The organism is Acetobacter cibinongensis, from assembly GCF_000963925.1.
Classification (GTDB): domain Bacteria; phylum Pseudomonadota; class Alphaproteobacteria; order Acetobacterales; family Acetobacteraceae; genus Acetobacter; species Acetobacter cibinongensis.
Window position 1 is genome coordinate 266,408 of the sequence record NZ_BAMV01000011.1, and the last position, 13,085, is coordinate 279,492.

The 13,085-nt window shown below is 57.6% G+C and carries 11 protein-coding genes; 4 read left to right on the top strand and 7 right to left on the bottom strand.

The window, feature by feature from the left end; translation table 11 throughout:
* Positions 1-44 precede the first annotated feature (44 nt).
* From Abci_RS07700 to Abci_RS07710, 3 genes are read right to left on the bottom strand one after another with little or no spacing between them, the layout of a single operon-like run.
* Positions 45-572 (bottom strand): hypothetical protein, encoded by a 528-nt coding sequence (locus tag Abci_RS07700; RefSeq protein WP_048838528.1) that lies wholly within the window; start codon positions 570-572, stop codon positions 45-47.
* A complete protein-coding gene (locus Abci_RS07705) occupies positions 569-1,561 on the bottom strand; it encodes an L-threonylcarbamoyladenylate synthase (protein WP_048838529.1) in 993 nt (330 codons plus the stop codon). The genes Abci_RS07700 and Abci_RS07705 overlap by 4 nt, the downstream gene beginning before the upstream one ends.
* 36 nt (positions 1,562-1,597) lie before the next feature.
* Positions 1,598-2,368 (bottom strand): 3'(2'),5'-bisphosphate nucleotidase CysQ family protein, encoded by a 771-nt coding sequence (locus Abci_RS07710; protein WP_048838596.1) that lies wholly within the window; start codon positions 2,366-2,368, stop codon positions 1,598-1,600.
* A 178-nt stretch (positions 2,369-2,546) separates the two neighbouring features.
* Between Abci_RS07710 and Abci_RS07715 the strand changes: the two genes are divergently transcribed.
* On the top strand, positions 2,547-4,013 hold the full coding sequence (locus Abci_RS07715) for a leucyl aminopeptidase (protein ID WP_048838530.1): 1,467 nt from the start codon (positions 2,547-2,549) through the stop codon (positions 4,011-4,013).
* Between the two features lie 254 nt (positions 4,014-4,267).
* Positions 4,268-5,920 (top strand): M28 family metallopeptidase, encoded by a 1,653-nt coding sequence (locus Abci_RS07720; protein WP_048838597.1) that lies wholly within the window; start codon positions 4,268-4,270, stop codon positions 5,918-5,920.
* A 21-nt stretch (positions 5,921-5,941) separates the two neighbouring features.
* Here Abci_RS07720 and Abci_RS07725 read toward each other — a convergent pair whose 3' ends face one another.
* Positions 5,942-6,388, bottom strand: a complete 447-nt coding sequence (locus Abci_RS07725; protein WP_048838531.1) for a DNA polymerase III subunit chi — start codon at positions 6,386-6,388, stop codon at positions 5,942-5,944.
* Positions 6,389-6,558: 170 nt separating this feature from the next.
* Between Abci_RS07725 and Abci_RS07730 the strand changes: the two genes are divergently transcribed.
* Positions 6,559-7,416, top strand: coding sequence for an aldo/keto reductase (locus Abci_RS07730; protein WP_048838532.1), 858 nt, complete (start codon positions 6,559-6,561; stop codon positions 7,414-7,416).
* Between the two features lie 15 nt (positions 7,417-7,431).
* On the opposite strand, the gene Abci_RS07735 is transcribed toward Abci_RS07730, so the two are convergent.
* From Abci_RS07735 to Abci_RS07745, 3 genes are all read right to left on the bottom strand, one after another.
* The gene (locus Abci_RS07735; RefSeq protein ID WP_048838533.1) at positions 7,432-8,535 is read right to left on the bottom strand and encodes a S1C family serine protease; all 1,104 of its coding nucleotides are present in this window, start codon (positions 8,533-8,535) and stop codon (positions 7,432-7,434) included.
* Positions 8,536-8,656: 121 nt separating this feature from the next.
* Positions 8,657-11,233, bottom strand: coding sequence for an ATP-dependent helicase HrpB (hrpB, locus tag Abci_RS07740; RefSeq protein WP_048838598.1), 2,577 nt, complete (start codon positions 11,231-11,233; stop codon positions 8,657-8,659).
* A 300-nt stretch (positions 11,234-11,533) separates the two neighbouring features.
* Positions 11,534-12,505, bottom strand: a complete 972-nt coding sequence (locus Abci_RS07745; protein WP_048838534.1) for a hypothetical protein — start codon at positions 12,503-12,505, stop codon at positions 11,534-11,536.
* A gap of 192 nt (positions 12,506-12,697) precedes the next feature.
* Here Abci_RS07745 and Abci_RS07750 point away from each other — a divergent pair, with 192 nt between their 5' ends.
* Positions 12,698-13,051 (top strand): zinc ribbon domain-containing protein YjdM, encoded by a 354-nt coding sequence (locus tag Abci_RS07750; RefSeq protein ID WP_048838535.1) that lies wholly within the window; start codon positions 12,698-12,700, stop codon positions 13,049-13,051.
* Positions 13,052-13,085 lie beyond the last annotated feature (34 nt).

Consider the following 13,085-nt stretch of genomic DNA (forward strand, 5'->3'; position numbering starts at 1 on the left):
ACCTTCTGTTGTCAGGGCAGAACCAGAAAACGCCGGAGCCGTGTTTAGTAAAGATAGCGTGCATTTTCAGCCGCGCTATGAACAACATGGTGTGTAAAAAGGTGGAAGAGTTCAGTCCCGGCTATACCGCTCAGAATACCGGCGCCAAAAGCAATCATCAGCATCAGCAGGCTGGGGTAACGGGTTTGGGATAGTTCTTCGGAAAATTGCTGTGTGAGGTCTCTTTGGCCCTGAAGGGCTCTCTGCAATTGCGTGCGCAGGTTATCGTTTTGTGTACGTGCGCCGCGCAGGTCTGTATCCAGCCGTTGAATGCTCTCCGCCATCTGCCGTAATTGGGTGCGGTATTCATCTGGCGTAGGAGACGGGCGGGAGGAAGACCGGGTAGTCCGTTTGGGGGGATCTACCGCAATGGCCTGAAAAAGGTTTTTTAGCGCCCCACCGGTTATCTTGTCTTTCTGAGCGCGGTTTTTAAGGGCTTCCAGCGCACTGGCAGATTGACCTGACTGCTCCTCCAGCACCAGAGCCAGAATGTCAGACAGAATTTTCAGTTCTTTGGGGTCAAAGCTGCTCATGTCAGGTTTCCTTCCTCAGGTCGAGGCGCGGCAGCACGATGCAGGCGATCCCGTATAGCAAGACCCAGGCCCTGTGCGGGAATAGGGGAGACGGCAATGGCTTTTAGACCGAGTTCCGCCCCCTTTTTGTCCAGAAAGCGCAGCCCGGCAAAAAGCCGTGCTGCGGCTTCTTCCAGACTGCCTTGCTCGCTCAGGTTAAACACATAGCCTGCGCCACGAGCCGGAGTGGGGCCAAAGGCAAGCAGGGCATCTGTGGCCTCCGGATGCGTGACATCCAGCCGGACAGGTAGAGTGGGGGCATAATGTGAGAGCATACGACCCGGTGAAACGGGGGCGGTATCACTTGCTGTTTCCGGGTAGCTCAGCGGGCCGCACACGGCTTCCAGAGCCTCAGGCGTAATGCCACCATGGCGGAGCAGCACTGGTCTGTCAGGCTGAGTCAGGTCCAGTACCGTGCTTTCAATCCCTACCATACAGGGGCCAGTATCCAGCACGGCATCAATACGCCCATCCAACTCTTCCAGAACATGGCTGGCATCAGACGGGCTAATTCTACCGGAGCGGTTGGCGGACGGGGCGGCAATTGGCCGGTCCACCAGTGCAAGAAGGGTTTGCACGGCGTCTCCGCGCGGTACGCGTACAGCCAAAGACGTCAAACCATCTGCGGCAAGGTCGGACACCGTACTGCCGGGTGCACGGGGGAGAACCAGTGTCAGCGGTCCTGGCCAGAAGGTCTCGGCCAGTTTGCGGGCCAGAGGGGAGGCTGAAACCTGCTCAAATGCGGCGGCGGCTGTGGGAAAGTGGCTGATCAGCGGGTTGAAGCGTGGCCTGTTTTTGGCTTCAAAAATACGCGCCACAGCTTTGGGTTGAGACGCGTCTCCACCCAGCCCGTAAACGGTTTCTGTGCCAAATGCCACAAGCCCGCCGTCACGCAGAATATGGGCGGCGGCTTCAAGCCCGGAGGGTGTTGCGGCAAGGCGCAGTGTCATGGGTATGCGTATTTCTGTTCAAAGCATTGGAGGGCTTTAGAGTGCGCCGGTGCAGACAAAGGGAGGGTTCTTCCAGTCTGTTTTGCCATAAAGGAGCGGGCTGCCATCCAGCAAGGTCAGATGACCACCAGCGGCTTCCAAAATGGCATGGGGGGCGGCCGTGTCCCACTCCATCGTGGGGCCAAGGCGCGGGTAGAAGTCGACAGCACCTTCTGCAACGCGGGCAAATTTAACGGCTGAGCCAATATTGCCAATGGACGCAATGCGCCGCTCCCCCAGATACTCGGCCAATCTGGGGTCATCAGCGTAGTGACGTGAAGCCAGAACACTCAGGCCTTCTGGTGGCGGACGGCGAACATGAATGACCGTGGTGCCATTGCGGTCCGTACGGTGTGCAGGCAGGCCAACGCCCCCTGTATAAAGCTGGTGATACGCAGGCAAAGCCATGGCCCCTAGATACGCACGACCGTCACGGACCAGACCGATATTGACCGTAAAATCATCCCGTCCGGCAGCAAATTCCCGCGTGCCGTCCAGCGGGTCCACCAGCCAGTATTCCGGCGCTACCGTGCCAAGCAGGCCTGAAGCCACTTCTTCTTCTGCAATAACGGGAATATGGGGCGCTTCGGCCCGAAGCCCCTTGAGGATATGCGCTTCCGCCGCGTGGTCTGCTTCCGTCACCGGGGAGGCATCGGTCTTGGTCAGGGTCTTGAACCCACGGGCGCGAATGGTGCGGATAATCTCAGCGGCTTCTTCCGCCAGTCGGGCGGCAAGGGCCAGAAGATCTGCGTCAGTATGGCTGGTCATGGGGGCAGCATAGGGTAAATCTGGCGTTTCGTCATGTCCCCAAATACTGAGGGTCAGCCACGCCTGCCGTCTTGTAGTGTAAGAGATGAGGCCCATATTGCCACAGCATATGGTAGAGCGCTGCGAGCCATGCGATAAAGCGCACAGATTTTGAAAAACCCGAGGAGGCCAGATTTTTATGCTACATGTTACGTTCGCCCCAGAAAACCTACCACAGAATGGGGCTCTGGCACTTCTGGTTGCCGAGGGGCAGGATCATTCTTCTTTCTACAAGGCGCTGGATGACGCAACAGGCGGTGCGATAAGCCGCGCAGCCAAAGCAGACGGGTTTTCAGGCAAAGAAGGGCGCGTCACGACCATTCTGGCGCCCGGTGCAGGGCTGGACCGGGTTGTGCTGGTGGGCGTTGGCGCGAAAGACGCTTTTGGCCCTAAAGAGGCTGAGAACGCCGGTGGTGTAGCGGCCTCGGCACTGTTGAAGGCTGAGAAAGCGTCTGTTGCTGTGGCAGGACTGCCTCATGCTGCACACGTGGCGCTGGGTGCGACACTTGGGGCTTATCATTTCGGGCTGTATCAGAGCGTACCTGAGGATGATAAAAATCACGCCCTTGCCAAACTGGATGTTCTGACCTCAGACGTGGCGCAGGCTGACGCTGCATGGCCCGCACAGGCCGCCATCGCGCGTGGTGTGATCCTGACGCGTGATCTGGTGACAGAGCCCGCCAATGTTCTGACCCCCATTGAATTTGCTGAACGCATTACAACTCTGCGGAATCTCGGTTTGGACATTGAGGTGCTGGACCGCACTGCAATGGAAAAGCTGGGTTTTGGCGCGTTGCTGGGTGTGGCGCAGGGCAGTGAGAACGAACCACGCACCGTTATCATGCGCTGGAATGGCGGCGTGAAAGACGAAGCCCCGATCGCCTTTATCGGCAAAGGCGTGACCTTTGACTGTGGCGGCATTTCCATCAAACCAGCTGCTGGTATGGAAGAAATGAAAGGTGACATGGCAGGGGCCGCAACGGTTACCGGCCTGATGGCAGCACTGGCAGGCCGTAAGGCGCAGGTGAATGCCGTGGGTATTGTCGGGCTTGTTGAAAACATGGTGTCCGGTAACGCCCAGCGCCCTGGGGATGTTGTGCGTAGTGCTTCTGGCCAGACCATTGAAGTCCTGAACACGGATGCCGAAGGTCGTCTGGTTCTGGCAGATATTCTCTGGTACGCCCGTGAACGCTTTGCACCGAAACTGATGGTTGACCTCGCAACCCTGACCGGGGCCATTGTCGTCAGCTTGGGCCATGAATATGCAGGCCTGTTCTCTAACAATGATGCTCTTGCAGCCGATCTGGCACAGGCTGGTGAGGCAACAGGTGACCTGCTGTGGCGTATGCCTATGGGCAAAGCGTATGATGCCCTGATTAAATCCGACATTGCGGACATGAAGAACATTGGGGGCGGTCGTGCAGGCGGGTCTATTACCGCAGCACAGTTCCTGAAGCGTTTTGTGGGGGAAACACCTTGGGCGCATCTGGATATTGCTGGCACGTCCTGGCTGGCTAAAGGCAAGAATGGTCAACCCAAAGGGGCTACAGGCTTTGGCGTGCGCCTGCTGAACACATTCGTTCAAACCCGGCACGAAAAAGCGTAACTGACCGATATACAATCCAGCCACCAAGAAAAGGCTCCTTCGGGGGCCTTTTTTTGTGCCTGCTCTCAGGCATAGGATGATGACAGGAGCTTGCTTTTGGTTCGGATGCGAAATGCGCTATGATGGACAGGAAATAAACACAGGCGCAGGTCCCCATGAGCAGCAATCATCCTCTTTCTTTTGCACTCCGGCCCATTTCCTCTCACGGATGGCGTCAAAAAATGGTGGGGAGCGTTGCCTGCCTAGGGGTTTTCATGAGTGCTGGGGCCTTGGCCCTTCCGGCCTATGCCAGTTCTCATTCTGATGCGGCTTCCTACGCGCCAATCGACCCTCAGCATATGTCTGACACCATGCGTGTTCTGGCCTCTGATACATTTGAAGGCCGAGCACCTGGTACGCAGGGGGAAGAGCGCACGGTAGCATGGCTCATTCAAGCCTATCAGCAGCTTGGTCTGGAACCTGCGGGGGATAATGGTGGCTGGACGCAAACCGTGCCACTCCTGCGCACACAGGTTGGTAAACCTTCAGTGTCTAAAGTCAGTTTTCCTAGTGAAACGGTCTCTCTGGAACAAAACAAGGATATCTATTTTTCCACCAATCAGGCTGTTAAACTGATTGATATTGCACAGGCTCCTCTGGTGTTCGTGGGCTATGGTGTGCACGCTCCGGAACGGGGATGGGATGACTTCAAGGGCGTTGACCTTAAAGGCAAGATTGCCATTTTTCTGATTAATGACCCGGACTTTGAGGCCACGAAAGATGATGCGGCGTATGAGCGCTTTAATGGCCGCGCCATGACCTATTACGGCCGCTGGACCTATAAATATGAGGAAGCCGCACGGCGGGGGGCCATAGGTGCCCTGATTGTGCATGACAAACCCGGTGCCTCTTATGGTTGGGAAACGGTCATTGCACCCGGTGGGGAGTCTTTTGACATTGTGCGTGGGAAAAAAGACCGCCCTGTTCTGATGCAGGGCTGGTTGTCCGGGGATGCCGCAAACAAATTGTTTACAGCAGCCGGGCTTGATCTGGCAGAAGAACGGGTTAAGGCACGGCAGACCAGTTTTTCACCTATTACCATTCATAATGCGGGCTTTTCGCTTAAAGTGCCGGTTAAGCATGTTCAGGTCACAAGCCAGAATGTTCTGGGCAAAATAACCGGTGCCAAAAGACCGGATGAAAGCGTGATGTTCGGTGCGCATTGGGATGCGTATGGCATGAGCACGAACGCGCAGGGCCAGACTATTATTCGCCGTGGCGCGATTGATGATGGGTCTGGTATTGCGGGCGTGCTGGAAATTGCACGCGCGTTCAAGGCAGGTCCGCAGCCAGATCGTACCGTTGTGTTTGCCGCATGGACTGCCGAAGAACGTGGCCTTCTTGGGTCCGGCTGGTATGCAGCGCACCCGCTGGTGAATTTGCAGAAAACAGCAGCAAATTTCACAATGGATGTTTTGCAGATGGCAGGTCCGTCCCGCAATGGGTTCATGGTGGGAGCTGGGCAAAATACCGTGCAGGATGATGTTGCAGCCGCCGCAAAAAAACAGGGCCGCACCATGCAGCCGGAAGCCATGCCGGAACGGGGAGCTTTTTATCGGGCAGATCATTTGCCCTTCGCCAGAGTTGGTGTGCCTGTTGTCGCCATGATGGATATGGCGGGCTATCCGGACCTGCGTAAAGGTGGGGTAGAAGCAGGCAAGGCATGGCTCGTGGGCTATATGGCCTGCTACCATCAAGCTTGCGACAGTTGGAGTGCGGACTGGGATGTACGCGGTGCGGCTGAGGACGTAGCCCTTCTGTACACAGTGGGTAAAGATCTGGCTTTTTCAAAAAACTGGCCGGAATGGAATCACACGTCTGAATTCTACGGTGTGCGTGAAAGCAGCAAGGCTCAGCGCGCAGACTGAGTGTATGGGCGGAGCGGGTTGTTAACGCGCCCGCTTCCACCCCTGTGCTTCTTGGCGCCAGTAGGTTAGGTCATGCCCTGCGGCTTTCATGGCGGTCCAGCGGGTGCGGGCCGCAGCAACGGCGTTTTCATCATGCCCGTCAAACAGATCAAAAACACGCTCAAATTGACTGCAGTCTTCACACTGCCGGTTTTCAAGCAGGAACAGGAATTTAGCGTTATTGGGGGCCTCAGCCTCCACACTGAGCCAGATGGGTTGCAGGTCTGGCCGTAGTACGCCTGCGCTGCCGTGGGGTAACCATGTTGGGGTGGAGATTTTCCACAAGGTTTTATCAACATCGTCCAGTACGGTTTTTGTCTGGCACCAGATGGCGGCTTTCTGGCCACTGGCCAGTGTGCGGGTCAAGAGCGGGGGCAGGGCGTCTGTCACGCTGGTGCGGGTAAGGTGATAAAAACCAATCTGTGTCATGCTGCCTGCCGTTGGTGACGTACTGCGTATGTCTTGTTAGCATGTGTGCTACCTGATGGGGAACGCTTTACCCCGCCCTGCGCTGGGAACACAAAGACCCGTGCAGCACGCCACTGCCGTTACGGCGGTGCAGACTGGTCTGCCCAGATAGAGAGAAAGGCCCGATAGCCATGACCAAGACAGTAACTCTTGCCAACGGCACGGCTCTGCCCGCTTTGGGAATGGGCACATGGAATATGGGCGGCACCCCCGGCCCCAAACTGAAGCAGGAAATTGAAAGCCTGCGCTACGGTATTGAGGCCGGGCTAAAGGTTGTTGATACCGCGGAAATGTATGGAGATGGCCTGTCCGAATGTCTGGTGGGCGAAGCAACCTATATTATGCGGCAGGATGTTTTTCTGGTCAGCAAGGTCCTGCCGTCCAACGCCTCCGCCGCTGGGGTGGCTGAGGCTTGCCGCAAGTCTTTACGGCGGCTGGGCACGACTTATCTGGATTTATATTTGCTGCACTGGCGCGGCGCGACCCCGCTGGCAGAAACCGTGGAAGCCTTCCGGAAACTGAAACAGGAAGGGCTCATCCGCAACTGGGGTGTCTCCAATTTTGATGTGGATGACGTGTTGGAGCTTGAAGCCTGCACCAACCCCGGTGAATGTGCTGTAAACCAGATTCTCTACAGTCTGGAGCATCGGGGTGTGGAGTATGACCTGCTGGATGCAAACCGGTTCCGCAATATCGTTACCATGGCCTATTCGCCCATAGGGCAAGGGGGTGCTTTGCTGCACAACCCAACACTACAGGCTGTGGCGGCGCGGCACAAAACTGCAACAGGCCCTGCTACACCAGCACAGATTGCTTTGGCGTGGGTCTTGCGGCAGCGCAATATGCTGGCTATCCCCAAGGCAAGCTCCCTTGAGCACCTGAAGCAGAATATTGCCGCGCAGGATATTGTTTTGACAGAAGCGGACCTGACGGAGCTGGATGCAGCGTTTCCGCCCCCCAGCAAAAAAACGTCTCTGGAAATGATCTGAAGTGTTGTCGGGGTTTTAGTCTTCTGAGCGTGGCCGGTGGCCGATATGGATTGTCAGGTCAATGGGGGTCTTCTGACGCTGGACAGTGACCTGAATATCCGCATTTGGCCGGGCCGCCGCAACGGCACGGATTGTGCTGCGCGCTGAGTCCATATGCTCCCCGCCCATGGCAATAATAATATCGTCTTTCTTCATGCCACCCTTGGCGGCAGGACCGTTGCGGTCCACCTCTGCCACGCGGGCGCCATTGTGGGTGATAATATCTTCCAGCGTGGCACCCAGCCAGCCGCGTTCTATGTGCCCGTTATGGCGCAGAGCCTCCACAACCGGGATCACCAGTTCGGACGGGATGGAAAATCCCAGCCCAACGGACCCTCCGGTAGGGGAGACAATGGCCGTATTAAGGGCAATCACCTGCCCAGCCAGATTGAAGGTCGGGCCGCCGGAGTTGCCGGGGTTTATGGGTGCGTCCAGTTGCAGAAAGTCATCAAATGGTCCGGTCCCAATATCCCGACCGCGGGCGGAGACAATGCCCGCAGTGATAGAGGACCCAAGCCCGAAAGGGTTGCCCACCGCAACAATCCAGTCCCCCACCTGCACAAGGCGGCTATCTCCCCATTCAAGGTAGGGCAGCGGAGAAGGGCTTTGAATTTTGATAACGGCAATGTCTGTTAATTTATCAATACCAACAAGCTCTGCCGTAAACTCCTTTCCGTCCATAAGGGAGACGGTAATTTTGTCCGCGTCGTCCACCACATGACCGTTGGTGACGATAATACCGGACGGGTCCAGAATAAAGCCGGAGCCAGCGCCCAGAATTTCATCCCCATGGCGGCGGATACGTTCCCGCAAACGGCGCTCCAGCGGGGTGCCCTTTACTGCGGTAGGGAGTTTTTTGTGTTTGCCGGAGTCAGAATCCCGCGTGACGGCAATATTGACCACCGCAGGCACTACCTTGCGGACCAATGGCGCAAAAGAGGTGGGGCCGGGAGGGGCCACCAGAGGAATGGCCGGTGCAAACGCTGGGAGCGCTGGTGTGCGTGTTGCCGCCCAGCCTGGCTGAGCGCTGGGCAGGCAGGTGCTTGCAAGAACGGGCAGGCTACACAGAAAGCGCTTCATTTTGCCGTGATCAGGGTTCTGGACATGTTCTCTTTTGCCCTTCTTTTAAGAAAGAAAGCAATGGGCACACCTGCATGTTGTAACATGCTTAGCAAATCCCATGCCCCATCCGCACACTCTGTCACCCCTTGTCTTTACGCGGCGGTCGCGGTTTGGCAGGGGCAAGCGCCGGATTCTCTGGCCACTCATGCCGTGGGTAACGGCCCCGCATATCCCGGCGCATATCTGCCCATCCGCCGGACCAGAAGCTGCCAAGGTCTGCCGTAATGGCCTGTGGTCTGCCTGCGGGGGAGAGCAGCGCCAGCCGGAGCGGTATGCGCCCTCCGGCCAGTTCCGGTGTTGTGTCGGTCCCGTAAAAAATTTGTGCACGCCCTGCGGCTACTGGAACCGGCTGGGTGTAATCAACCGTTGCCGCTCCTCCGGGGAAGGGCTGGCTGGTGGGCAGGTGTTTGTCCAACCACTGCGTGCGGGCATACCCAAGATGCGCGCGCAAGACGGCCGTGAGGTCAAGGGATTTCAGTTCCGCCACGGAACTGAGCCCCTCTACCCACGGTGCCAGCCAGTCATCCACGGAGGAAGCAAGAGCCTGAGTGGAGAAATCTGGCCAAGGGTCTGTTTCGTTTGGAGGGAGGATTTCAAGGCTACGGGCAAACTCAACCCGCGCCTGAAGCTGCTGTGTGCTGTCTGACCAGTTCAGCACAGAGGCTGGAGCGGTTCTGGCTTGCGTCAACAAAAGCGCGGTGGCGTTGGCAGCTTCCACCTTTTCCGTTCGGTCACGCAAAATCAGGCACCCAATGCGGGTGCGGCGGCGGGCCAGAATAGCGCCCGATGTTGGGTCCAGCGTTGTTTCAACCTGTTCCTTGGTGCGGTCTAGCAAGGCAGTGGGCAGGGCGTTGAGGTCGAGAGGTGCCGCCAGCCGAATTTCAGCCGAAGTCCGCAAATGCAGCCCGGCCACGACTAGCAGTTTCTGTTCGGAGAGCGGGTCATCGCGCCGCAGGCGGGCATTGGTGCCATTGGACAGGCGAAAACTACCGGCTTCTCCGCGGGAGAGAGCTATCCGGTCAGGGAAGCCTGCCGCCAGCAAGGCTGCTGGGTCTCCTTCGGCCTCGTGGCGGCTTTTAAGCCCCAGCCTGACCCGGTAGCGGCCTGCCGCCTGCCGGATACGTGCCAGCGCGCCCCGGTCCGCATCCGGGTGGTGGTCCCCAGCAATAAGGTCCAGCCGCAGAGAAATATCAGAGGGAGGAACAGGCGGAGGGCCTCCTCGTCCTGCCACACGCGGGCGCAAGGGGTCCCGCTCTTCCAGCAAAGCGGCAAGATCTGCCGCCAGCGCCGCTTCTTCTTCCGTGTTGGCGGCCAGCATCATGGCCGCAAGACGCGGGTGCGCCCCCAGCGCTGCCATGTTGCGCCCTAAAGCCGTAATGACACCGGAATCGTCCAGCGCTCCCAGCATGATCAGCAGGTCTTTTGCGGCGTTAACAGCACTTGTTGGTGGCTGATCAGGCAGGGGAAGGGGGGCTTCCGGTGTGCCAACGCTATCTGCCCAGAGCGCTGAGGCCAATACAAAATCAGCAAGGTCAGCTTCCAGAATTTCGGGCCGGTCATGGTTGGGTAGGCCGCGTTCAGTGGCGGGGGTCCAGAGGCATATGGCGGTGCCGGGGGCTTCTCGGCCCGCACGACCCGCGCGCTGTCGAGCTGCTGCTTTGGAAATACGCAGCGTCTCCAGCCGGGAAAGGCCAGCCCCCGTGTCAAACCGTGGGGCCCGCCGGAACCCACCATCAATAACAACCCTGACTCCCGGAACAGTCAGGGATGTCTCGGCAATGGATGTAGCCAGAATAACGCGGCGTTCCCCTTCCGCGCCGGGGCGCAAGACACGGGCCTGCTCGGCGGGTGGCAGTTCTCCATGCAGTGGCAGAACAGTAGCGCTATAGCCCTCAAGTAATGCTGTTACACGCCGTATTTCCCCCGTGCCGGGCAGAAAAACCAGAATATCCCCCGTGGTTTCAACAAGGGCTGTTTTAACAGCACTTGCCGTGACCGCAGGAAGATCCCGAATGTGCGGAATATCCCGTTTTGCATGCTGAACTGTCAGCGGGTACATGCGGCCTTCGCTGGTTAAAACCGGCGCGTTCATCAGGGCGGCCAACCGCTCCGTTTCCGCTGTGGCAGACATGGCCACAAGCCGCAGGTCTGGCCGCAGGGTGCGTTGCAGGTCAAGGCACAGAGCGAGTGCAAGGTCTGCTTCCAGCGAGCGTTCATGCACTTCGTCAATAATCACGCAGGCAATATTTTCCAGGATGGGGTCACCTAACAGGCGGCGCAAGAAAAGGCCTTCTGTCAGAACCTCAATACGGGTGCGGTCGGAAATGGCGGAATCCAGACGGGTACGGTAGCCAACAAAGCCGCCTGCTTCTTCCCCCAATAGCCCTGCAATACGCTGGGCGGCAGCGCGTGCGGCCAGCCTGCGGGGTTCCAGCATGATGATGCGGTCAGCCTCCCCACGCCATGGTGCTGCTGCCAGAACAGGCGGGACAGTCGTTGTCTTCCCCGCACCGGGCGGTGCGACCAGAATGGCGGATGCCGGATGTTCGGCAGTGGCCTCTTGCGCCAGAGCGGCATAGAGCGCGGGCAGAACATCCTGCACAGGAAGGCCGTTTGCCAGTGTGGAAACAGAGGGGGGAAGTGCTGACTGTTGCATGGTTGTCGTTATGGCCGCAGCCGTGCCGAACGGCAATCTTTCCGGACGGAGGGGGCTTTGCTGACAGTTGCCGAGAAGGCGGAGGGTAAATTGCTCTCCGCCAAGCAGAGTTAGGGTGTTCAGTGTGTTATGGAATTAGGCCACGGCGAGGTTGATCCAACTGAGTGATGAGTTCTTTTTGGAGTAGGGCGTGATTTTATAAGGACCCGTCAAAATATTTTCTAAATACGCTGTTTTTTGAAAATATAGACTTTTGAAGGGCAAGAGGAAGCCCGGCTTTCTCTTGCCCTTCTTGCTTAATCAGTTGCCAGATGTTGCGGATTTGGTTTGTCCCGGCAGCTTCAGATACCCTGCTTTAGGGGACATGGTTTTGGCAGGTTTTGCGGTACTGTCATCGTCTCCCCCGGCAGGGAAAATGGCATCCGGCTCACTGGGGGCCACGCTGGTTGTGGCTTTTTGGGTGACGCCGCTTGTGTCTGGAACATTAACCTGTGGAGGCGTGATATCTGGCACGTCAACTTTGGGCATTGTGACTGTTGGTGTGGTGATCGGTGCGTTTTCCGGTGTGGTGGATGTTGGGATAGCACTGGTTGCCGCCGTGGCTGGCACCGTAACAGCCGTAGCACTCAGCCCTTGGGGTGCTGCTGATGTGGTGCCGGGTGCGCCAAGCTGTTGCGTTTGAATGGCGGCCCCCACGGGTGTGCCGCCTGCATCCACAAGCCAGGCGGAGAGGGAGTGGCGTATCTGATATTCCAGTTCCACATTCATGTGCTGCATCATGTCACGGGTCAGCTCATACAGGTTGGCCTGACTGTCCACGTCCCCTTTTGAGGGGTCGGGCCGCAGGTTGCTTGTGACATGAGCTTCCGCATGCGCTGTTTGTGTGCTGCCGGGGCTGAGAATGTCGAGGTGAACATCCATCTGCCCGGCCAGAGTGCCGCCCGCGTTATGCAGGATGGAGGCACGGTCAATCACGAACTGGGCCGTATTGCCATTTGAACTCCCGGCAGCCAGACGGTCCTGCGCCATTTGCCGCAGCGCTTGCGCCGGAGGGGTGGGGGCCCGGTTGCCAATATCGCCTGCAATCGGGTTGGTCTGGGTGTTATCCATAATATTAAGGGTGGATGCGTTCAGGTGCATCTGGCCCAGATAGTCATAGGTTAGCGGAGCAAAGGAGACAGGCTTTGAGTCTCCTGCACAGCCTGCCAGCAGGGCAGGGAGCACGAGAGCCGCTGTAAGAGACAGGCGAAGTGGACGAGAGAACAGCGTCATGGCGCGCACCCTTTCATGGCAGAAAATCTCAGGTAACAGAGACAGGGCAGCGTGAGGAGATCTGCCCGGAAAAATCCTGCCTTCGGGGGTGGCGCAGGTCAATATTGTGCAAAGCTATGAGGTATGATCACACCGCCTTTCTATTGTGCGAGCTATGCAGTAGAAACAGACCTACAACGTGAAAGGATAGCTATGACCACAACCCCACCATGCCCAACCTGCGGTTCCGAGCATGTGTACCCAGATGGCAGCCTGTGGATTTGCCCGGAATGCGGCAATGAGTGGAGCCAGGATAGCAGCCTGACCGCCAGCACAGAGGGCGAGCCGGGCGTTATTAAGGATGCAAACGGGAATATTCTGACCGATGGTGACACGGTAACAGTCATCAAGGATCTGAAAATAAAAGGGTCTTCTCAGGCCATTAAGGGGGGTACCAAGGTCAAGGGTATCCGCTTGACAGACGGTGCAGACGGGCATAATATTGCCTGCAAAATTCCCGGATTTGGTGCCATGAATTTGAAATCTGAATTTGTAAAGAAATCCTGATCCGGCCTTCCGGCCTTCCGGCCTTCCGGCCTTC

Excerpts from the sequence above, each read along its gene's own strand:
- Abci_RS07700 (WP_048838528.1), bottom strand. The coding sequence starts at position 572 with ATGAGCAGCTTTGACCCCAAAGAACTGAAAATTCTGTCTGACATTCTG.
- Abci_RS07705 (WP_048838529.1), bottom strand. The coding sequence starts at position 1,561 with ATGACACTGCGCCTTGCCGCAACACCCTCCGGGCTTGAAGCCGCCGCC.
- Abci_RS07710 (WP_048838596.1), bottom strand. The coding sequence starts at position 2,368 with ATGACCAGCCATACTGACGCAGATCTTCTGGCCCTTGCCGCCCGACTG.
- Abci_RS07715 (WP_048838530.1), top strand. The coding sequence starts at position 2,547 with ATGCTACATGTTACGTTCGCCCCAGAAAACCTACCACAGAATGGGGCT.
- Abci_RS07720 (WP_048838597.1), top strand. The coding sequence starts at position 4,268 with ATGAGTGCTGGGGCCTTGGCCCTTCCGGCCTATGCCAGTTCTCATTCT.
- Abci_RS07725 (WP_048838531.1), bottom strand. The coding sequence starts at position 6,388 with ATGACACAGATTGGTTTTTATCACCTTACCCGCACCAGCGTGACAGAC.
- Abci_RS07730 (WP_048838532.1), top strand. The coding sequence starts at position 6,559 with ATGACCAAGACAGTAACTCTTGCCAACGGCACGGCTCTGCCCGCTTTG.
- Abci_RS07735 (WP_048838533.1), bottom strand. The coding sequence starts at position 8,535 with ATGAAGCGCTTTCTGTGTAGCCTGCCCGTTCTTGCAAGCACCTGCCTG.
- hrpB (WP_048838598.1), bottom strand. The coding sequence starts at position 11,233 with ATGCAACAGTCAGCACTTCCCCCCTCTGTTTCCACACTGGCAAACGGC.
- Abci_RS07745 (WP_048838534.1), bottom strand. The coding sequence starts at position 12,505 with ATGACGCTGTTCTCTCGTCCACTTCGCCTGTCTCTTACAGCGGCTCTC.
- Abci_RS07750 (WP_048838535.1), top strand. The coding sequence starts at position 12,698 with ATGACCACAACCCCACCATGCCCAACCTGCGGTTCCGAGCATGTGTAC.